This window comes from Sphingomonas hankyongi (assembly GCF_023516575.1).
GTDB lineage: Bacteria > Pseudomonadota > Alphaproteobacteria > Sphingomonadales > Sphingomonadaceae > Sphingomicrobium > Sphingomicrobium hankyongi.
In genome coordinates this window covers 247,990-267,666 of sequence record NZ_JAMGBE010000001.1, presented here as the reverse complement: position 1 = coordinate 267,666, position 19,677 = coordinate 247,990, and the positions used below count along the sequence as shown (strand labels likewise).

The window sequence follows — 19,677 nt, the reverse complement described above, 5'->3', positions numbered from 1 at the left end:
ACTTGTCCTCGTCCCGCATGCTCCGGCCCACGCGGTACCCGTATACGTGCCTGAGGGCGGCGAATGGGGGGCATTCGTGGACACTCAGCCGTTACGCTCGCATCGGCGCATCCTCACTGCATCCATCGTCGGCACCGCAGTCGAATATTACGATTTCTACCTTTACGGATATGCAGCGGCCCTTGTCTTCGGGCCATTATTCTTTCCCGTAAAATCCGCAGCCGCGCAGACATTGCTCGCGCTGGTCAGCTTTGGTCTCGCCTTCGTTGCGCGGCCGATCGGCGCGATCACATTCGGCCATTTCGGAGATCGGATCGGCCGCAAGTCGATGCTCATCGCTACGATGCTGCTCATGGGGATTTGCACGCTCGCAATCGCGTTCATTCCGACCTACGCGACGGCTGGATGGATCGCGCCCGCGCTGCTCTGCCTTGCGCGCTTCGGCCAAGGGTTTGGTCTCGGCGGCGAATGGGCCGGTGCGGCACTGCTGTCGATCGAAACTGCGCCGGAGGGATGGGACTGTCGCTTCGGCACCATGCCGGCGCTGGGATCGGCAATCGGGAATATGGCGGCAACGTCAGTCCTCCTGACCATGGGGGCCATCATGCCCGGCGAGGATTTCGTGGCGTGGGGCTGGCGTGTGCCGTTCCTCGCCAGTGCAGTTTTGATCGCAATCGGCCTCTGGGTGCGGCTACGCGTCGCCGACACACCTGAGTTTCGCGAAGCCCTGACAAAGGAAGCTCCGCCACGCATTCCGATAGTTCGGCTGTTCGCGGAAAGCCCGCTGGCCGTCCTGACAGGCTGCATCAGCCTAATCTGCGGCTTTGCATTGGTTTACATGGCGGGTCCCTTTGCGCTCGCCCAGGGGACCGGGCCGCTGGGTTACGATCGTGAAACGTTTCTGCTTATCCAGCTCTCCGCCCTGTTTTGCGCCTTGCCGTTCATGATCTTCTTCGCGGCACATGCGGACCGGACAAACAACGCCCGGTACGTCCTGGTCGCTGCACTCGGCACTGTGCCGGTCGGGGTCCTGTTCGGTCCCGCACTCGCCTCCGGATCACTGTTGATCATCGGCGCGATACTGTTCGCCTGCAACGCTTGCTGGGCGATCAGCAATTCATCCTTCAGCACCTGGCTCTGTCGCCTCTATCCGGTCCGCGTGCGCTACTCAGGCTTCGCTTTTGCCTTCAACACGGGTGGGGTGATCGGCGGCGCCTGCATTCCGATTATCGCGCAGATGATGAGCAATGCAGGCAATCTGCGATATGCTGGGCTTCTGCTTTCCGGCGCAGGATTGCTGACCTTTGCCGCGGTAATGGCCTCTCGCGCGCTTCAGCGCGACTCCGCCATCGCGCAGCCGGCCACGGCATGAGGATCAGGCATCGGCGACGATCCTCGCCCATTCCTCTTCGTTGATCACTCGGACGCCAAGCTCTTCCGCTTTCTTGAGCTTTGAGCCTGCACCCGGTCCGGCGACGACCAGGTCCGTCTTGGCGCTAACCGAGCCCGCCGCCCTTGCACCGAGGCGTTCCGCCTGCGCCTTCGCCTCATCGCGGCTCATCGTTTCGAGGCTGCCGGTGAAGACGATGGTCTTGCCGCTCCATTCGGTCTGACGCGCGCCGCTCACGAAGGGCTTGGGCGAAACCTCCGAGAGCAAGTCGTCGAGAACCTGACGGTTGTGCGGCTCGTGGAAGAAGTCGACCAGCGCTTCGGCGACTACGGGGCCGACGCCTTCAACTCCGGCAAGTTCGGGCTGCGCCGTTTCGGAGGTTGCAACGCGGCGCAATTCCTCGACCGTCCCGAAACATTTCAGCAAGTCCCGGGCGGTCACGATCCCGACGTGGCGGATGCCCAGCCCGAACAGGAAGCGAGGACCGTCCGGCGCGCGCTTTGCCTCGATGGCAGCGAGCAAGTTTTCGACCGACTTTTCCTTCCAGCCCTCGCGGCCAAGCAACTCGCCGCTATGGCGGTGCAGACGGAAGATGTCCGCGGGGGAATGCAGCCAGCCTAAGTCTATGAATTCCGCGATAGATTTCTCGCCAAGTCCCTCTATATCCAGCGCGCTTCGTGAAACAAAATGTTTCAGTCGTTCGAAACGTTGTGCAGGGCAAATTAAGCCACCCGTGCAGCGGACATCGACTTCGCCTTCCTCGCTGACCGCTTCGCTGCCGCATTCAGGGCAGTGGTCGGGGAAAATATAAGGCGGACGCGGCTCGTCACGGGTGAGATTCTCGACCACCTGCGGAATAACGTCGCCCGCGCGCTGTATCCGGACGCGATCGCCGATGCGAAGGCCGAGACGTTCGATCTCGGCACGATTGTGGAGAGTGACGTTGGCAACAATCACGCCGCCGACGCCGACGGGCTTCAGCCGCCCGACCGGGGTCAGCTTCCCAGTGCGGCCGACCTGGATGTCGATGGCTTCGAGCGTAGTCTCGGCCTTCTCGGCAGGGAATTTGTGGGCGAGCCCCCAGCGCGGCGCACGGCCGACGAAGCCGAGCCGTTCCTGCCAGTCCAGGCGGCCGACCTTATAGACGACCCCATCGATGTCGTAGGGCAGGTCGGCGCGCACCGCTTCAATGCGCGCATAATGTTCGAGTGCTTCGTCGACGGTCTCGCAGCGCTTCAGAAGATCGCTGATCGGAAAGCCGAAGGATTCGATCTTCTTCATGGCCAGTAGCTGCAGCGTGCCCAGCGGCTCGCTGACCTCGCCCCAGCCGTGCGCCAGGAAGCGCAGGGGGCGTGAGGCGGTAATGCCGGGGTCCTTCTGGCGCAGTGAGCCTGCCGCGGCATTGCGCGGGTTCGCGAAGACCTTTCCGCCGGTGGCTTCCTGCCGCGCGTTGAGCGCCGCAAAGTCCGCCTTCGACATGTAGACCTCGCCTCGAACTTCGAGCACGTCTGGGGCGTCGGTCAGAACCTGCGGGATGTCGCCAATCGTCCGAACATTCGCGGTGACGTCTTCGCCGACCGTGCCGTCGCCCCGCGTCGCGGCGAGAACGAGCTGTCCGCCCTCATAACGAAGTGAGCAGCTCAGCCCGTCGATCTTCGGCTCGGCCGTGATCGCGACCGGCTCTTCCGCCGCCAGGCTTAGGAAGCGGCGCACCCGCGCGACAAAGTCACGCACTTCATCAGCGCTGAACGCGTTGTCCAGGCTGAGCATCGGCCGGGCATGAGCAACCTTTGCGAGCGTGGAGCTCGGTACCGCGCCAAGCCGCTTCGACGGAGAGTCGGCGCGAACGAGATGGGGGAAACGCTCCTCGAGCTCACGATTTTCGCGGATGAGCGCATCATAGTCCGCATCCGAGATCTCGGGCGCGTCCTTGTCGTGGTAAAGCTTGTCGTGCCGAGCGATCTCCCTGGCCAGCCGCATCATGCGATTGGCTGCGTCGGCCTCGCTGATCGTGTCAGCCATCCCCGCCGAACACTTCCTCCAGGAAGTTGATGAATGCGGTCCACGACCGCTCCGCGGCCAGCGCGTTGTAGCGCACGCCGTCGATCTGGAGGTCTGCGGCCTTTGGGTTGGTGAAGCCGTGGGCGACATTGCCGTAGGCGTGGATCTGCCAGTCGGCGCCTGCTTCGGTCAGCTCTTGCCCAAGAGCGACCACCTTTTCCGGCGGGACCATCGGATCGTCCCAGCCGTGGAAGGCGACGACCTTGGCCTTGACCTTCTCCGGCGAGAGGCCGGGCGGGTCGAAGAGGCCATGGAACGAGACCGCGCCGGCAATCTCCGCGCCACTGCGCGCGACGTCCAGAGCGCACATCCCGCCGAAGCAATAGCCGGCGACGACGACGCGCCCTTCCTCCACCTCGCCGAGGCCGCGGACCTGGTCGAGCACTGTGGTGAGACGTCGACGAAGCGCGCCACGGTCGCCCTTCAAACGGTTCATCTCGCCGAACATGACGTCGCGCGCGCTTCCCCGGAACTTCTTCCCGAAAAGATCGGCAACGAAAGCGTTGAACCCGAGCTCGACGAGTTGACGCCCGAACCCGATCTCGAGATCCGAGACGCCCATGACGGTCGGAATCAGGATCACGGTGGGACGGGCCTGCCCGTCTCGTCGACCGACGAATATGCCTTCCAGCTGCTCGCCTTCAAACTCCAACGGGACCGGTGTTTCCCTGCTCATGCAGCCTCCATCAACTTCGCCGCCTGGGCGCGCGCTTCTTCGGTTACGGACGCACCCGATAGCATGCGCGCGATTTCTTCGCGCCGCTCGCCCGGCGCAAGCTTATGGACGCTTGTCCGGGTGCCATCCGGTCCATGCGATTTTTCGATGCGATAGTGATGAGCGGCGCGAGCCGCGACCTGCGGGGAGTGGGTGACGACCAGCACCTGAGAGGCCTTTGCGAGCCGGGCGAGCCTTTCGCCGATCGCGCTTGCCACTGCGCCGCCGACGCCGCGGTCGACCTCGTCGAAAATCATCGTTGCGGCAGTTCCAGCCTCGGCCAGCGCAACCTTCAATGTGAGGATGAAGCGCGACAGTTCACCGCCCGACGCGATGCGCGTCAACGGACCGAACGGCGCGCCCGGATTGGTCGACACTTCGAATTCGATGCGGTCGCTGCCGCTAGGGCCCGGCTCGGATGGCACAATCGCGGTTCGGAAGCGCGCAGCGTCGAGCTTCAGCGGCGCAAGCTCGGCCGCCACGGCGGCATCGAGCATCGCTGCGGCCTTTCTGCGCTTCGCGCTGATATCGTCGGCGGCAGCGGCATAGGCTTCGCGGGCCGCGACCAGCGCGTTGTCCAGCGCATCAATTCGCTCACTCCCGGCCTCGATCGTGGCGAGCTGGCTTCTCATTTGTTCGCTCAGGGCGACGAGCGCGTCAGGATCGACGCGATGCTTCCGCGCGAGCGCCCTTATGTCGAACAGCCTGGATTCGACGAGCTCGAGCCGCGCCGGATCGAAGACCAGGGCGTCCGCCGCGCGGGCAATCCGGTCTTCGGCGTCGCTGGCTTCGATTACCGCGCGGTCGAGCGCTGCCAGGGCCTCGGCAAGCAGCGGGTGCTCGGTCGCGCCGCGCTCGATCCGGCGCGCAGCCTGGCGAAGCTGAGCCAGCGCTCCATCCGCGCCACCGATCAGTTCGTCGAGGCCGGTCAACGTTTCTCCGGCCTTCATGCCTGCCTGCATTGCCGCTCGTTCGTCGCTGAGCCGCGCTTCCTCGCCTTCCTCTGGAGCGAGCCGTTCGATCTCGGCACTCGAATGTTCGAGCCATTCGCGGTCGCGCTCCGCAAGCGCAGCCTCGGCTCGGACCCGTCCAAGCTCAGCTTCTATTTCGGTGACCCGCGACCAGGCGGCGCTGACGCCTTCGACGTCCAGCTTGCCATAGGCGTCGAGAAGCTGGCGATGCCCCTTTGGATTGAGCAGTCCGCGGTCGTCATGCTGGCCGTGAACCTCGACGAGCAAGGCGCCGATTTCCCGAAGCAGCCCGGCTGCGACCGCGCTTGGACCGATAAAAGCCCTGCTTCCACCATCGCTCTTCAGAGTGCGCCGAACGATCAAGGGCTCGTCGGGCTCGATGTCGACGCCCTGCTCGGAAAGCAGGCCTAGCGCGACATGCGCGCGTGGCAGCTCGATCTCCGCGCTAACCGTCGCGGTCTCCGTGCCCGATCGCACAAGCCCCGCGTCGGCGCGGGCGCCAAGCGCCAGGCCAAGCGCGTCGAGCAGGATCGATTTGCCCGCACCTGTCTCACCGGTGAGTACGCTCAGGCCCTGCTCGAATTCGAGCTCGAGCCGATCGACGAGCACGACATTTTGAACGGCGAGCTGCCTCAGCATTCAGTGCCGGGACCTCGCGCCCAGCTCATTGCCCCTTGGTAGGCGGCGGGGTGGGAGCTTCGGCTCGGACCGGCGTGGCGCCCGGATAATGCTTCAGCATCAGGCGGAGCGACTGCCGGTACCAATAAGTGTTCGGATAATTCCGGCCGAGCACGGCAGCGGCCTTGCGCGCTTCATCGGGAACGCCGAGCGCCAGATAGCATTCGACCATTCGTTCGAGCGCCTCGGGCGCGTGGCTGGTCGTCTGATATTTTTCGACGACCTCGCGGAATCGCAGGCTCGCGGCGAGCCAGTTACCCGAACGCTGGTAGAAGCGGCCGATCTCCATCTCCTTGCCCGCGAGATGGTCGCGGATCAGGTCGAGCTTGAGGCGAGCATCCGAAGCGTACCGGCTTTGCGGATAGCGGCGGATCAGCTCGCCGAACGCGTCGGACGCCTGCTGGGTGATCCCCTGGTCGCGCGTCACGTCCTCGATCTGCTGATAATAGCTCATCGCGATCAGATAATGAGCGTAAGGCGCCTCGGCATTGCCGGGGTGAATCGTGACGAACCGCTGCGCCGAGCTGATCGCATCCGTATATTTTTGCGCCATGTAATAATTGAAGGCGCTCATCAGCTGAGCGCGGCGCGCCCAGACGGAATAGGGGTGCTGGCGCTCGACTTCGTCGAACAGCTTGGCAGCCTGTTCATAGGCGCCGCCGTCCATCTGCCGCTTGGCCGCAGCGTAGAGCGTATTGACGTCGCGGGCGACGTAGGAGGTATCCCCCTTGTTCTTGTCGGTGGCGCAACCGGCGAGCGGAACGAAGGCGCCGCAGGCGATCAACAGGGCGGCGGAACGGGTCAACTTGAACATCGGAACCTCATTAGCGTGGCCGCCATGGCAGGCCAAGGCATTGCATGGCGCCGCGAAGCTTGGCCGCGGCTGAACGGATCAGGCGGGCTGCGGCCCGGCTTCTTCTTTTTCGTCGCCCTTGAGGAAGCTGTCCGGCTTGACTCCAAGCCACACGAGCACCGGCGAGGAGATGTAAATCGACGAATAGGTCCCGACGAAAATGCCGAGGAAGATCGCGATCGTGAGGCCGAAGATCACCTCCGGCCCGAGGAGCAGGAGACAGCCGAGCGCCAACAGGATGGACAGGGAGGTCACCATCGTCCGCGAAAGCGTCTCGTTCAGCGAGAGGTTGAGCAGCGGGATGATCGCCATCTTGCGATATTTGCGCAGGTTCTCGCGGATCCGGTCGTAGATCACGACCGTGTCGTTGAGAGAGTAACCGACGATGGTCAGGATCGCCGCGACGACGTTGAGGTCGACCTGCAGCTGGGTGAACGAGAAGAAGCCGAGCGTCATCGACACGTCGTGGAACAGGGTGACGAGCGCGCCGACACCGAATTGCCATTCGAAGCGGAACCAGATGTAGATGGCGATGCCGATCATCGCGAGCGCGATGGCGAGGGCGCCGTCACGCGCGAGCTCCTCGCTGACCTTGCCCGATACGGTCTCGACCGCGTCGACGCGCGAACCGGGGTAATTGCTCTGGAGCATCGCGCGGACCTGGCTCGCGGCGCGATTGGCCGCCGTTTCCCCGCCTTCGGGCTTGGGCAGGCGGATCTGGTAGCTGGTGGGTCCGCCGAACTCCTGGATGCTTGATTCGCCGAGATGGAGCCCGTCGACCCGGCTGCGGAGACCCTCGACATCGATGGGCTTGGCGAAGGTCGTCCGGATCATCTGACCGCCGACAAAGTCGACGCCGAGATTCAGCCCTCTGATGCCGACCACGGCCAAGCTGGCGGCGGTCGCGATGATCGACAGCACAAGCGCAATGTTGCGCCAGCGCATGAAGTCGAAGTTGGTGTTGTCAGGAACAAGCTTCAGGAGCTTCATCAGGGCCGCCTCAAATATGGAGTACGCGCGGCCGCTTGCGGCGGACCCAGAGCGCGACGAGCATGCGGGTGAAATTCACCGCGGTGAACACAGACGTGATGATGCCGATCATCAGCACGACGGCGAAGCCGCGCACCGGGCCGGAGCCGAAGTACCACATGAGCACAGCGGCGATGACATTGGTGATGTTGGCGTCGAAGATCGCCGTCGAGGCCTCCTTGTAGCCAGTCTCGATCGCATCGAGGATACGGCGGCCGCGCCTCTGCTCTTCGCGAATGCGCTCGTTGATCAGCACGTTCGCGTCGACCGCGGCGCCGATCGTGAGCACGAAGCCGGCAATGCCGGGCAGCGTGAGGGTGGCATTGAAGATGGCCATGACGCCCAGGATCATCAGCCCGTTCACCACCAGCGCGGCGGTCGCGTAGACGCCGAACCGGCCGTAGGTCACGAGCATGAACAGGATCACGCCGAGCGTCGCGACGATGCTGGCCACCGCACCCTTGTGGATCGAGTCCTTGCCCAGGTCGGGCCCGACTGTCCGCTCCTCGATGACGTTGAGCTTCACGGGCAGCTTGCCCGACGCGAGCGAGACAGCCAGCTGATTGGCGCTTTCGACCGTGAAATTGCCGCTGATCTGCGCCTGGCCGCCGAGGATCGGTTCGTTGATGTTCGGCGCCGACAAGATCTTGTCGTCGAGGATGATCGCGAACGGCTTGTTGACGTTATCGCGCGTCACGTTGCCGAAGCGCCGAGCCCCCGCCGTGTTGAAGGTGATAGAAACAACCGGCCGTCCGTCCTGGTCGAAACTCTGCTTTGCATCGGTCAGCTGGTCGCCCGAAACCATGACGCGGCGCTTGACGGCCATCGCTCCGGTGCCGTCGGCCATCGGCAGCACCTGGCTGCCCGCGGGCGCGCGCCCCTGCGCGATCTGGCCTTGGTCCGCCGTGAGGTCGACCAGCTTGAACTCCAGCCGGGCGGTCTGGCCGATCAGCTTCTTAAGCGCCTCTGGGTCCTCGACGCCCGGCACCTGCACCAGGATACGGCGTTCGCCCTGGTTGATGACCGTGATTTCTTTCGTGCCCTGCGGATCGATGCGGCGGCGCACCACGTCGCGAGCAACCGTCATCGCATCCTTCAGCGCGCGTGCCGATCCGCTGGCGGTCGGGATCAGGTTGATGCGCGTCGAGTCCGTGACTTGAACGTCCCAGTCGCGGCTGCCGGTCAGTCCGACGGGACGGGTGATCTCGCGAAGGCGCTCCACGGCCGTATCCACCTGCCGTGGGTCGCGGACCATGAAGGATACTCGGCCGCCGGCGGTCGAAACTTCACCGATCTCAACGCGCGGCGCGCGTCGCAGCTCGGTGGCGACCGTGTCTTCCATCCCCTGCAGCCGCTGCTTCTGGGCGTCGGCGGCGTCAGCCTCGAGCAACAGGTGACTCCCACCCGCGAGGTCGAGTCCTAGGTTGATCTTGGATTGGGGAAGCCAGGAAGGCCAATGCGGGGCCAGGACGGTTCCCGCAACCAGGCTCGGGATTGCGAACAATATGCCCACCGCGACGGTGAGCGAGATCAGCCAGATTTTCCAGCGCGGGAAATCGAGCATTAGTCGTTTGCCGGCTTCGAAGAGCCCGTCGCGACGCCGGTGATCGTCGATTTGACGACGCGGATCTTCACGCCCTGCGCGATCTCCACTTCGGCATCGTCGTCCATCACACGGGTGACCTTGCCGCGAATGCCGCCGCCGGTGATCACCTCGTCACCTTTCTTGATCGCCGAAATGGCGGCCTGATGTTCCTTCACGCGGCGCTGCTGCGGGCGGATCATCAGAACATAGAAGATGACGAAGATCGCAAGCAGCGGGAACATTTGAATCATGAATGCGGCCGTCCCGCTCGGCTCGGCGGCGGGTGCCGCCTGGAGCATGGCCATCGATATCGCTTGGTCCGACATTCCCGACTTACGACTTTCCTTGGAATGGATGGTCGGGGCGACTGGATTCGAACCAGCGACCTCCACACCCCCAGTGTGATGCGCTACCAGGCTGCGCTACGCCCCGACTGGCTGGCGCATCTAGGCAGCCCTATCATTCAAGGCAAGGTGCGGCGGGAGGTAGTGTGGGTCGTCGGCGTCGAAAATCGAAAATATGGAAGCAAGTGCGATGGGCGATCGTCGCGATCTTGGCCGTCCCGGCCCTGTACTTGTTCGCCGCTGTCGTCGGCTCGGTGCTTCCGGTCAATCGCGGCTGGGAGGAAGCGGGAAGCGGCACAACGGTCTATCTCGCGGATAACGGCATCCATGCCGACATCATCATGCCGGTCTCGGCACAGGGCCTCGACTGGAGGCCCCTGATCTCCAGAGGCGATTTCCAAGCGGCCGACCCCGCTGCGCAATGGATCGCATTCGGATCCGGAGAGGAGCGCGTCTATCTCGAAACGCCCACCTGGTGGGACATCACCCCACGCACGATCTGGTCGGCGCTGAGCGGCGGCAAGCGGGTGATGCATGTCGAATATGTAACGGACCCTAGCTACGCCGTCCGCGAGATACGGCTGCGCCCTGAGGAATATCGGCGGCTGTGGACTGCGATCCGCGCGGATTTCGAGCTCGACGGCGAAGGCCGGCCGCAGCGCATCGATCATCCCGGCTACGGCTGCTGCGATGCTTTCTATCGCGCGACTGGAAAGGCGAGCGCGGCCAAGACCTGCAACACCTGGGCCGCCAGCCGCCTTCGGTTGGCAGGTATCGAGACCAGCGTGTGGCCGCCGTTCGTGCAGGGGCTGACATGGCGGTACCGCAGATCGGGGATCAAATAGATTTGCGGGCAAATGACCTGAGGATTCGAAGGACTCGCACGCCCCCAATCGTCCATTTATAACATCGGTTTACGCACGGAACTTTTGCAAGAGGGTGAACGGGTCGATCGAACGAAAAGGGGGCAGGCCGATGTCACGGAATTTCGTTGCACGCGCTCAGGCGTCGGGGACGTTGTCGTCAGTCGCTTGTTTGGGCTTCGCGGTCGTATCTTTTTCCTTTTCCCAGCCCGCCCGCGCTCAAGCCGGCGCAATTTATGGCGGCGCGGGGGGCCATTATTTTGAATATAGTTGCGGGCCGGACCGCGTGCTGGTGGGACTTCGCGGTTCCGCGGGTGTGCTCCTCGACAGCATCCAGCCGATGTGTGCTTCCGTCGACGCAAGAAACCTTGCGACTGGATCGAGCTACGGGCCGGTCTTTGGAGGCGATCGCCCGATCGACAATTCGGTTCAATGCCCGGTGCCCTACGCCGTCACCGACGCCTACATGGCAAGGAACGAGAGCAATCCGTATCTCGGTGCGATCCGGCTCATTTGCACAGAGCTTGTCCAACGTGATGGCGGCGGCCAGCGGGCAATCGAAATTCGCGGCACAGGCCATTTTGAAGGCTACGATTCGCCGTTCGGCTTGGTGGGGGGATACGAAGGGAGCCTGACAGGAGCATCGAATTGCGCCGGCGGCTATGCCAGCGGCATCCGTGGCCGATCTGACCGCTACGTCGATGCATTCGGCCTGATGTGCGGGCCGAAACCCGCGGCGATTGCTACCGGTTCGACCGAAGGCCGCACCCTCGGCAAGCGCAAGAAACCGAAAGTCGATCTGGGCAAGGATGCCAGCGATTCTTACGAATCGTCGATCCCGCAAACGCAAAGGACGTTGGGCAAGCGGAAGCGTCCCGCACCCACTGGCGGCGCCGGGTCGGAACAGAACCCAAACCCCACGCCAGAACAACCAGGCGGAGTTTCGATTTTCACGGACTCCGTCAATCTGGGTGCCGCGCCTTCTCCGAACGAGCCGACCGCGCCCGTGCCGCCGTCGCCCTTGATCAACGGCACATATTCAACGCGGCTCCAGGTGACCGAGAGCCGCTGCTTGCAGGACAACCTCCGCGGCACCTGGCAGCGGGATCTGGAACTGACGCCGCAGCCCGGCATCCTGATTCCGCTCAACGAATTCAATCAGATGTTCGCGGGACCGGTCATGCTGCAGGTCCAAGGCCTGATATTATCGCAATCGACCAACATTTCGGTGAAATTCGGACTCACGAGCGAAGTCCCCGCGACGTTCAACGGCGCATTCGCTGCCGATGGATCCACCTTCAAGGTGCAGTTCGAGGCCGGGAATGCCCTGTGCCGGATTGCCGGGACAATTTCAGGGATGCGGCTCTAGAGCACGTAGCGGCTGAGGTCGGCGTTGCGCGCTATGCTCGTAAGCTGCCCATCGACGAAAGCGGCATCGACCACGAGCGTCTCGCCGCGGCGGTTCTCGGCGTCAAAGCTCACGTCCTCGAGCAGTTTTTCCATCACGGTCTGAAGCCGCCGCGCGCCGATATTCTCGACCGCCTCATTCACTTCGGCGGCGATGCGGGCGAGCGCCTCGATCCCGTCTTCGGCGAACTGGACGCTGACCCCTTCGGTGCCAAGCAACGCCTGATATTGCTCCGTCAGGCTCGCGCGTGTCGACGAGAGGATGCGCACGAAATCCTGCTGCGTCAGCGCGCTGAGCTCGACGCGGATGGGAAGGCGCCCCTGAAGCTCGGGCAGCAGGTCGGCGGGCTTGGCGATGTGAAAAGCGCCCGAGGCGATGAAGAGGATGTGGTCGGTCTTCAGCGGTCCGTACTTGGTCGCGACAGTCGTCCCTTCGATCAAGGGCAGGAGGTCGCGCTGCACGCCCTCGCGGCTGACCGAGCCGCCCCGCACGTCGCTGACGGCGATCTTGTCGATCTCGTCGATGAAGACGATCCCGTTGGCCTCCGCGTCGGCAAGCGCCGCGCGGTTGATGTCGTCCGGATCGACGCGCTTGTCGGCTTCCTCGTCGCTGAGGCGCGCAAACGCGTCAGGCACCTTGAGCTTGCGACGGGCGCGCGGCTGCTGGCCCGCGAGCTTCCCCATCATCGACCGAAGATCGAAAACCTGCGCGCCCATCCCGGGGATCTCGAACGGCATTGACGGCGCCTCGTCGACCTCGATCTCGACTTCGGCTGTGTTGAGGCTTCCGTCCGCGAATCGCTCCTTGAAGCTCTGCCGCGTGGCCTCGCTCGATCCCTTGCCGGTCAGCGCGTCGAGAAGGCGGTCCATGGCTGCTTCTTCAGCGGCGGCGCGGACCTTGGCGCGGCGCCGGTCTCGTTCGAGGCGAACGGCCTCCTCGACGAGGTCGCGCGCGATCTGCTCGACGTCGCGGCCGACATAGCCGACCTCCGTGAACTTGGTTGCTTCGACCTTCACGAACGGCGCATCCGCCAGCTTTGCCAGGCGGCGGCTTATCTCCGTCTTGCCGCAGCCCGTCGGGCCGATCATCAAGATGTTCTTGGGAGTGACCTCGTCCCGCAACTCGGGCGAGAGCTGTTGCCGCCGCCAGCGGTTGCGCAGCGCGACGGCGACGGCCCGTTTAGCGTCGTCCTGTCCGATGATGTGCTCATCGAGCGCGGCGACGATCGCTTTGGGGGTGAGCTTGTCTTTCAGCAATTCGGCTTGCTCCCCGCCGTTCTGGGGAATGGCTGCATGATAGTTCATTTCAGCAAACTATGTTGGACGCCGGGCCTTACCCTTCAAGCGGTGCACCTGAAGCTGTCGAAGAAGCTCTTCTGGGCGGACAGGATGCGCGCGATATCCTCGGGTTGCGGCGTCGCGTTCCACTCGTCGACCTCAAACGTACCACCGAGGATGATGCCGTCGGGCCGGGGGAACATGTAGCCGGGGCCGCCGGTGAAGGCGTAGCGGACCTCCGGCTGCGGCTCGAGGATGGCGAGCTGCCCGCGCGCCGGATGCAGATCCTGGTCGCCGAACAGTTCGCGCGAGCCAAGGCCAGTGCAGTTGAACAGCAGGCGCTCGGAAAGGGCTCCCAAGTCGTTCGGCGAGGCGAAGCGCCGGACCTCGATCTTTCCGCCGGCGATCTGCACGTCGCGGATCATCTCCCGCAAGTAGCGGCCAGTCTCGATATACATGGTGTCGTAGCGGAGGATGCTCTCGGACGGGAAGGGATGCTCGGCGGGTCGCAGCATCCGGTTCACCGGAGGAAAGGTTTCGAGCAATTTGGCTTCCGGCGAGCGCGCCTCGACGTAGGTCGGCATCCAGCGGATCCCATAATCGTCCCCCACCATGATCTGGAACCGCCGCCAGCTGTAGTCCAGAGCGCGGGTGAATTGGGTCCTGAACTCCGGCGTGACCATGTCGTCGCGAAAAACGGCGTACGGATGGAATTGGCCGCCCGCTATGTTGGAGGTCGTGTCCGGTGGCAGCGCAGCGCAATAGATGGTGACCGGGAAGCCCGCCTCTTGCACGAGCCTTGCAGTCGAAAGGCCCATGATGCCGGCGCCCACCACCGCGACTGGCCCGCTATGGCCCGGAAGGCCTAGCTCGGTCGCAAGCCGCGAGCTGCCCCAGCTAAGCGTGATTCCGCCGCCGCCATGGCCGTAATTGTGCACAAGCGACTTGTCGCCGAGCTGCTCGCGGCGAACGACGAACCCTTGTCGCCGATAGGGCCGCAGTCCGGCGGCGGTGCGGATGACGCGGCTTTGATCGACCAGCACAGGTGGAAGCGGCGTGCAGTCGCTGAGCGTGCGATTGCCGACCGTGGCGCAACCGGAAAGAAAAGCCGCCGAGCTGGCGGCAAAAGTTCGGCGGTCCAACAACACGCCGCGGAGCCTAGCCGCGCTTCGCGTCAGGCTTCAATCGTCTCGATCGTCAGCCAATCGTTCGTGAACACGCAGACCTCGGACGCGATCTGCATCGCGCGCCGGGCGAGGACTTCCGGATCCTGTTCGTAATCCGCCAGCGCGCGCGCCGCTGCCAGGGCATAGTTGCCGCCGGAGCCGATCGCCGCGATGCCGCCTTCGGGCTCCAGAACGTCGCCATTGCCGGTCAGGATCAGCAGTTGCTCAGCATCCGCGACGATCATCATGGCTTCGAGGTTGCGGAGAAATTTGTCCGTCCGCCAGTCCTTGGCCAGCTCGACGGCAGCCCGCAGGAGCTGATTGTTATATTGCTCCAGCTTGCGTTCGAGCCGCTCGAACAGGGTGAAGGCGTCCGCGGTAGCTCCAGCAAACCCGCCGATCACCTTGCCCTGCTCACCGATCCGGCGGACCTTGCGCGCATTCGGCTTGATGACCGTGTTACCGAGGCTCACCTGTCCGTCGCCGGCGATGACAGTCCTGCCGCCCTTCTTGACCCCAAGGATCGTTGTGCCGTGATACTGTTCCATCGCTCTCAGGTGGGTTGCCCCGCTTATCGCTGCAAGCCGCGCACGAAGCGGCGGTCCGGGATCAGCCAGAGAAAGGCCACGGCAACATAGATTGCTATGGCGACGAACGGGGAGGCGAATGAGAGCGGAACTGCGGCGACATAGCCGCAGAAACTGATCCATTCCTTCGTGCCGCGGCCGACCGCCGTCTTCACGCCTGAGCTATCGCCTTCCGCCGCGACTAACGCCCGCTCCAGCAGCACGTAACAGATCGACGCGGCCACCAGCACCAGGCCGAACGAGGCAACCGGCCAGGGCGTCGGACCCGCTTCGTCGATCCAGCGGATCATCAGCGGGAACAAAGTGAGGCAGAACAGCAGCGAGTGGTTCGCCCACAGCACCGCGCCCGTCACCTTATGCGCCGACTGCATCATGTGGTGATGGTTGTTCCAGTAGATGGCGACGTAGATGAAGGCGAGCAGATAGGCCGCAAGCATCGGAAGGACCGCTACGACGGCGCCAAGCGAGGGCTCTTCCGGGATCTTGAGCTCGAGCACCATGATCGTGAGGACGATCGCGACTACTCCGTCGGTCAATGCATTCAGTCGATCCGGCTTCATGCGATCCCTCCGCGTCCTTCGGCAGATCAGCGAGAGCGCGGATCGGTTTGCGGGTCAACCTTGGCCTGCTGGCGAACCCATTCGATCAATTCTTCGAGCTGGATGGCCTGCTCGGTGGCGAGGAGCCGGTCAGGAAGTCCGTCTTCACCGGGGGCTTGAGCAGACTGGCCGGCGGCAGCGGATAAGGCAGGCATTCCCGCCGCTCCACCACGGCTGGGATCGGTCGAGGCTGTTCGGACTTGCTGGCGCAGGCGCTCAGCAGCAGCGCGGGCAGCAGAAAGGCGGGCTTCAAAGTCATCGGAGATCCTTTGGTTGATGGCGTTCTGCTCGGAAGCGACGCGCTCGGCATTGGCGCGGTCTGCCGCTCGCGCGGCCTCAGCAGCACGACGATAATTGGCGACGGTGGCGGCGAACGCGTTTTGCTCGCCGCGATACAGCTGCTCGAGCTTATGGCTCGCGGCCTTCCAGTGGCGCGTCTCGCCTTTCTGCAGGAGGAGCAGCAGCGCGAGGCAGATCGACACGGCGAAGCCCGCCAATCCCTGCCCGTTCAGGAAGCGAAAGAACGTCATGCCGTCTCCGCCTCGAATGACGCGCCGTCGCGGGTTGCGCTCATCTTGAAGCGTCCGACCGGTCCGCCGGCCAGCAGTCCGACGATGACGACGATCATCGCCGCGATGAAGCCACCCAGGGACCAGCCGAATATGGTGACGATGCTATGCTCTTCGGCGGCGGACCAGCGGCCCCACATGAGCAGCGCGACCATCGCCGTCGCGCAGAGGCCGCAGAACATGCCCGCGGCCGCTGCCAGCAGCCCGTAGATGTAGCGTTGGCCCTCGGCGAATGTGCCGGGGGGCGGAAGCCTTGTCATTGTTGGAATACTCCAGAGGGGAAGTTGACCAAGTTGACTGTGCCGGTGGTTTCTCAGTTCGACTCACCCATCCGGTTCGCCAGCCAGCCGTAGAGGAATGCTTCGTTTGCGGGGCGTCGCTCGGCGAGCCGCAAGTATCGCTCGCCCTGGAGGGCTTCGAGCGCACGAAGGAGGACCGTCTCTCCGTTCGCTTTGCCCCGAGCCCCCAGAAATGCATCCAGGGCTGCGAGCGTTTGGGTGCCGACGCGGCCGTCCGGCACCAGGTCCGCATAGTCCTTCCCGTTGCGGTTCAGCGCGGTCAGCGCGCGCTGCAGGAATGTCGCCGCGACCGTCGGGCCCATGTTCACGCCGGTGTCGAACAGTTCCGCCGCTACGCGCGTGCTCCGCGAGGCGATCTGGTCGAAGAGCGGACGGAGCCAGTAAAGGCGCCGGTAAATCGCGACCGCCTCTTCACGCGGCAATTGCCGCATTTGGCCGCGATATCCGTGCGCTCGCGCTACCGCCTCGGTGATTCCAAAGCAGGTGGGACCGCCCTTGTCGGCGGGATGGTTCACATATCCTCCCTCGCGGTCCAGGACCGCGTCGATCATCGCATCGGCTATATCCATCGAACTCTCCGTATCGCCCGAGTCGATCAATAGCTAACCAAATGGGCACATTGTAGGAAAGGGCTGCGTTATCGGACAGGCGGACCGAGAGGCGATTTCAGCCACACGGCTCAAGAGCCGTATTGACGCGCAATGAAACTAGGTCGGCGCTCGCGGGTTACGCGTCATAGCAGGGCGGCCTGAGCCGCCGCCCGACGGGGGCGGAGGAATTTTCAGACTTGAGCGACGAGGCTATCACTGACGATCCGTTCAAGCTGCTGATCCAGTCGATCGTCGACTATGCGATCTACCTGCTCGATCCCGGCGGGCATGTAACCAGCTGGAATGCCGGGGCCGAGCGCATCAAGGGTTTTCAAGCGGACGAGATCATCGGGAAGCATTTCTCGGCTTTCTATACCGAGGAGGACCGCAAGGCCGGGCTGCCCGAAAAGGTGCTCGAAACCGCGAGACGAGAAGGCAAGTTCCAGGGTGAAGGATGGCGTGTTCGCAAGGACGGCACGCGCTTCTGGGCGAGCGTCGTCATCGATGCGATCAAGGATGAAACCGGGAAGCTGATCGGCTTCGCGAAGATCACGCGGGACATGACCGAGCAGCGCGAAGCCCAACAGGCCTTGCTCGACGTCGAGCGGCGCTTCCGGCTGCTGGTCGAGGGCGTCACGGATTACGCCATTTACATGCTCGATCCGAATGGGCGCGTGACCAACTGGAACGCGGGGGCGCAGCGGATCAAAGGCTATATGCCCGATGAGATCATCGGCGAGCATTTCAGCCGCTTCTACACGCCCGAGGACCTCAAAGCCGGAGTGCCCACAAAGGCGCTCGAGACCGCGCGCAAGACCGGCCGCTATGAAGCGGAGGGATGGCGCCGCCGCAAGGATGGAACGCGCTTCTGGGCGAGCGTCGTCATCGATGCGATCAAGGATGAAACCGGGAAGCTGATCGGCTTCGCCAAGGTCACGCGCGACATGACCGAGAAGCGCGAAACCCAGCTGCGGCTCGAAGAATCGCGCGAACAACTGTTCAGGTCGCAGAAAATGGAGGCGCTCGGCCAGCTGACGGGAGGCCTTGCCCACGATTTCAACAACCTGCTGACGGCGATCCTGGGCGCAACGGACCTCGCAGCGCGAAACATCCGGGATGAACAAAAGCTCCGGAAGATGCTCGAGGGCGTGCGCAATTCCGCGCAGCGCGGGGCAAGTCTTACCAAGCAGCTGCTGGCGTTTGCCCGAGCACAGCAGCTGGAGATCAAGGCAGTGGACCTTCGGGCGTTCCTTGACGAGGCGATCACGTTGCTTCGTCCATCGCTGCGCAAGGATATCGAGGTTATCCTCGAAACGTCAGACCAGCTTTGGCAGATCGACACCGACGCCGGAGCGCTCGAGCTGGCGCTTCTCAATCTCTCATTCAACGCTCGCGATGCGATGAAGGATGGCGGATCGTTGCGCATCAGCGCGACGAACCAGCTGCTTGAGGGCCAGCCAGAAGACCTCCACGGCGAGTTCGTGGCGCTTCGCGTGTCGGACACGGGGAGTGGCATGGACTCGGACACGATGGAGCGCGTGTTCGAGCCTTTCTTCACCACCAAGAGCTTCGGCGAGGGCACCGGGCTTGGGCTCAGCCAGGTCTTTGGGTTCGTGAAGCAGGTCGGCGGGGCGGTCACCGTCGAATCGGAGCCGGGCAAAGGCGCGACTTTCACCCTGTACCTTCCTGCCAGCCGGGCCGCGCAGACAGCGGCCGTCCACAAGGCCAACGGGAGGCGGGTTCTCGGCCAGGTGCTGATCGTGGAGGATGACGAGCTGGTTGCCGACCTGGCGGCCGGAATGTTGAGCGAACTAGGGTTCGAAACGACCGTCGCCCACAGCGGCAAGGAGGCTCTCGACAAGCTCGCGGGAGGGAAGAGGCCGAAGCTGATCTTCTCCGACATCATCATGCCGGGCGGCATCAGCGGCATCGAGCTGGCCGAGCGCGTGCGCGCGCGCTTTCCCGAGCTGCCGATCCTTCTCACCACCGGTTACAGTGAGGAAATCAGCGGGAGTCACGGTTTCCCAGTCCTGCAGAAGCCTTATGAGCTTTCAACGCTCGCCGAGGCTCTTCAGGGCGTGCTCAAGAGAACCGTCACCGCCGCCTGACGGCATTGGCAGCTGCTGCTGCTTGACTTCGCCTGGAGACAGGAGCCCACTGCTGCTTGCCGTGGCCTGACGGCGCACTGAGGGGGATGGATATGCAGCAAGCGGTCTCCGCGCGCACTCCCGCGCATCTCTGGATTGTCGGAATACTCTCACTGCTGTGGAACGCTTTCGGCGCGTACGATTATCTCATGACGCGTTTCCGGAACATGGATTACCTCTCCTCGATGGGCGATCCGAATGCGATGCTCGCGTACATCGATGGGATGCCGCTCTATGCGCAGGTCGGGTGGGGCCTGGGCGTCTGGGGCTCCGTCCTCGGCTCGATCCTGCTGCTGGCGCGCAGCCGCTACGCGGTGCACGCCTTCGCAGTTGCGCTGATTGGCGCGATCCTGAGCCTTGGCACGCAATATTTGGGCCCTCCGCCTCCGCCGGAGATGACGGCGGGCGCGCTGAAGTATGTGCCGCTGGTGATCATCGCGGTTTGCGCTCTGTTGCTCTGGTATGCCTGGCGTCAGGAGAACGCCGGCCTGCTTCGCTGATGGGGCCGCTTCCAAAGGGCTGAGACGAGCCGTTGATCTCGCTTGG

19 protein-coding genes and 1 tRNA gene are annotated in these 19,677 nt (G+C 63.8%); 5 read left to right on the top strand and 15 right to left on the bottom strand.

Features of this window, described 5'->3' with window-relative positions:
* The first annotated feature begins 76 nt into the window (after window positions 1-76).
* The gene (locus LZ538_RS01430; protein WP_249830218.1) at window positions 77-1,372 is read left to right on the top strand and encodes an MFS transporter; all 1,296 of its coding nucleotides are present in this window, start codon (window positions 77-79) and stop codon (window positions 1,370-1,372) included.
* A 3-nt stretch (window positions 1,373-1,375) separates the two neighbouring features.
* Here the strand turns inward: LZ538_RS01430 and ligA are convergent, their stop codons facing one another.
* The 8 genes from ligA to LZ538_RS01390 all read right to left on the bottom strand — a co-directional run bounded on the left by ligA (window position 1,376) and on the right by LZ538_RS01390 (window position 9,714).
* Complete coding sequence (ligA, locus tag LZ538_RS01425) at window positions 1,376-3,412, bottom strand: NAD-dependent DNA ligase LigA (protein WP_249830217.1); 2,037 nt, start codon at window positions 3,410-3,412, stop codon at window positions 1,376-1,378.
* The gene (locus LZ538_RS01420; RefSeq protein ID WP_249830216.1) at window positions 3,405-4,127 is read right to left on the bottom strand and encodes a dienelactone hydrolase family protein; all 723 of its coding nucleotides are present in this window, start codon (window positions 4,125-4,127) and stop codon (window positions 3,405-3,407) included. Before LZ538_RS01420 ends, ligA begins: the two co-directional genes overlap by 8 nt.
* Window positions 4,124-5,776 carry a DNA repair protein RecN gene (gene recN, locus LZ538_RS01415; protein ID WP_249830215.1) on the bottom strand — a complete coding sequence of 551 codons (1,653 nt, stop codon included), beginning with the start codon at window positions 5,774-5,776 and terminating at the stop codon, window positions 4,124-4,126. The genes LZ538_RS01420 and recN overlap by 4 nt, the downstream gene beginning before the upstream one ends.
* A gap of 25 nt (window positions 5,777-5,801) precedes the next feature.
* Entirely contained in the window at window positions 5,802-6,629 is an 828-nt protein-coding gene (locus LZ538_RS01410; protein WP_249830214.1) for an outer membrane protein assembly factor BamD, read from the bottom strand.
* 78 nt (window positions 6,630-6,707) lie between these two features.
* Window positions 6,708-7,658, bottom strand: coding sequence for a protein translocase subunit SecF (gene secF, locus LZ538_RS01405; protein WP_249830213.1), 951 nt, complete (start codon window positions 7,656-7,658; stop codon window positions 6,708-6,710).
* Window positions 7,659-7,668: 10 nt separating this feature from the next.
* Entirely contained in the window at window positions 7,669-9,261 is a 1,593-nt protein-coding gene (gene secD / locus LZ538_RS01400; RefSeq protein ID WP_249830212.1) for a protein translocase subunit SecD, read from the bottom strand.
* Complete coding sequence (yajC, locus tag LZ538_RS01395) at window positions 9,261-9,587, bottom strand: preprotein translocase subunit YajC (protein ID WP_249830211.1); 327 nt, start codon at window positions 9,585-9,587, stop codon at window positions 9,261-9,263. Before yajC ends, secD begins: the two co-directional genes overlap by 1 nt.
* Window positions 9,588-9,637: 50 nt before the next feature.
* Window positions 9,638-9,714 (bottom strand) — tRNA-Pro (locus LZ538_RS01390).
* Window positions 9,715-9,811: 97 nt separating this feature from the next.
* Between LZ538_RS01390 and LZ538_RS01385 the strand changes: the two genes are divergently transcribed.
* Entirely contained in the window at window positions 9,812-10,471 is a 660-nt protein-coding gene (locus tag LZ538_RS01385) for a TIGR02117 family protein (RefSeq protein ID WP_249830210.1), read from the top strand.
* Between the two features lie 130 nt (window positions 10,472-10,601).
* Window positions 10,602-11,858, top strand: a complete 1,257-nt coding sequence (locus LZ538_RS01380; RefSeq protein WP_249830209.1) for a hypothetical protein — start codon at window positions 10,602-10,604, stop codon at window positions 11,856-11,858.
* On the opposite strand, the gene hslU is transcribed toward LZ538_RS01380, so the two are convergent.
* From hslU to LZ538_RS01345, 7 genes are all read right to left on the bottom strand, one after another.
* Window positions 11,855-13,150: an ATP-dependent protease ATPase subunit HslU gene (hslU, locus tag LZ538_RS01375; RefSeq protein WP_249830813.1), complete on the bottom strand. Its 1,296-nt coding sequence runs from the start codon at window positions 13,148-13,150 to the stop codon at window positions 11,855-11,857. The genes LZ538_RS01380 and hslU overlap by 4 nt on opposite strands.
* Window positions 13,151-13,236: 86 nt before the next feature.
* Entirely contained in the window at window positions 13,237-14,316 is a 1,080-nt protein-coding gene (locus LZ538_RS01370; protein ID WP_249830208.1) for an FAD-dependent oxidoreductase, read from the bottom strand.
* Window positions 14,317-14,348: 32 nt separating this feature from the next.
* Window positions 14,349-14,888 (bottom strand): ATP-dependent protease subunit HslV, encoded by a 540-nt coding sequence (gene hslV, locus LZ538_RS01365; protein WP_249830207.1) that lies wholly within the window; start codon window positions 14,886-14,888, stop codon window positions 14,349-14,351.
* A 23-nt stretch (window positions 14,889-14,911) separates the two neighbouring features.
* On the bottom strand, window positions 14,912-15,487 hold the full coding sequence (locus LZ538_RS01360; protein ID WP_249830206.1) for a TMEM175 family protein: 576 nt from the start codon (window positions 15,485-15,487) through the stop codon (window positions 14,912-14,914).
* A gap of 26 nt (window positions 15,488-15,513) precedes the next feature.
* Window positions 15,514-16,056 carry a hypothetical protein gene (locus tag LZ538_RS01355; protein WP_249830205.1) on the bottom strand — a complete coding sequence of 181 codons (543 nt, stop codon included), beginning with the start codon at window positions 16,054-16,056 and terminating at the stop codon, window positions 15,514-15,516.
* A complete protein-coding gene (locus LZ538_RS01350) occupies window positions 16,053-16,355 on the bottom strand; it encodes a hypothetical protein (RefSeq protein WP_249830204.1) in 303 nt (100 codons plus the stop codon). The genes LZ538_RS01355 and LZ538_RS01350 overlap by 4 nt, the downstream gene beginning before the upstream one ends.
* A gap of 53 nt (window positions 16,356-16,408) precedes the next feature.
* A complete protein-coding gene (locus LZ538_RS01345; RefSeq protein ID WP_249830203.1) occupies window positions 16,409-16,963 on the bottom strand; it encodes a glycoside hydrolase family 108 protein in 555 nt (184 codons plus the stop codon).
* A 218-nt stretch (window positions 16,964-17,181) separates the two neighbouring features.
* Here LZ538_RS01345 and LZ538_RS01340 point away from each other — a divergent pair, with 218 nt between their 5' ends.
* Window positions 17,182-19,092, top strand: coding sequence for a hybrid sensor histidine kinase/response regulator (locus LZ538_RS01340; RefSeq protein ID WP_249830202.1), 1,911 nt, complete (start codon window positions 17,182-17,184; stop codon window positions 19,090-19,092).
* Between the two features lie 92 nt (window positions 19,093-19,184).
* Window positions 19,185-19,631: a hypothetical protein gene (locus tag LZ538_RS01335; RefSeq protein ID WP_249830201.1), complete on the top strand. Its 447-nt coding sequence runs from the start codon at window positions 19,185-19,187 to the stop codon at window positions 19,629-19,631.
* The last annotated feature ends 46 nt before the right edge of the window (window positions 19,632-19,677 follow it).

Excerpts from the sequence above, each read along its gene's own strand:
- yajC (WP_249830211.1), bottom strand. The coding sequence starts at position 9,587 with ATGGCCATGCTCCAGGCGGCACCCGCCGCCGAGCCGAGCGGGACGGCC.
- LZ538_RS01420 (WP_249830216.1), bottom strand. The coding sequence starts at position 4,127 with ATGAGCAGGGAAACACCGGTCCCGTTGGAGTTTGAAGGCGAGCAGCTG.
- secD (WP_249830212.1), bottom strand. The coding sequence starts at position 9,261 with ATGCTCGATTTCCCGCGCTGGAAAATCTGGCTGATCTCGCTCACCGTC.
- LZ538_RS01345 (WP_249830203.1), bottom strand. The coding sequence starts at position 16,963 with ATGGATATAGCCGATGCGATGATCGACGCGGTCCTGGACCGCGAGGGA.
- LZ538_RS01360 (WP_249830206.1), bottom strand. The coding sequence starts at position 15,487 with ATGAAGCCGGATCGACTGAATGCATTGACCGACGGAGTAGTCGCGATC.
- LZ538_RS01335 (WP_249830201.1), top strand. The coding sequence starts at position 19,185 with ATGCAGCAAGCGGTCTCCGCGCGCACTCCCGCGCATCTCTGGATTGTC.
- ligA (WP_249830217.1), bottom strand. The coding sequence starts at position 3,412 with ATGGCTGACACGATCAGCGAGGCCGACGCAGCCAATCGCATGATGCGG.
- hslV (WP_249830207.1), bottom strand. The coding sequence starts at position 14,888 with ATGGAACAGTATCACGGCACAACGATCCTTGGGGTCAAGAAGGGCGGC.
- LZ538_RS01410 (WP_249830214.1), bottom strand. The coding sequence starts at position 6,629 with ATGTTCAAGTTGACCCGTTCCGCCGCCCTGTTGATCGCCTGCGGCGCC.
- LZ538_RS01350 (WP_249830204.1), bottom strand. The coding sequence starts at position 16,355 with ATGACAAGGCTTCCGCCCCCCGGCACATTCGCCGAGGGCCAACGCTAC.
- secF (WP_249830213.1), bottom strand. The coding sequence starts at position 7,658 with ATGAAGCTCCTGAAGCTTGTTCCTGACAACACCAACTTCGACTTCATG.
- recN (WP_249830215.1), bottom strand. The coding sequence starts at position 5,776 with ATGCTGAGGCAGCTCGCCGTTCAAAATGTCGTGCTCGTCGATCGGCTC.
- LZ538_RS01355 (WP_249830205.1), bottom strand. The coding sequence starts at position 16,056 with ATGACGTTCTTTCGCTTCCTGAACGGGCAGGGATTGGCGGGCTTCGCC.
- LZ538_RS01380 (WP_249830209.1), top strand. The coding sequence starts at position 10,602 with ATGTCACGGAATTTCGTTGCACGCGCTCAGGCGTCGGGGACGTTGTCG.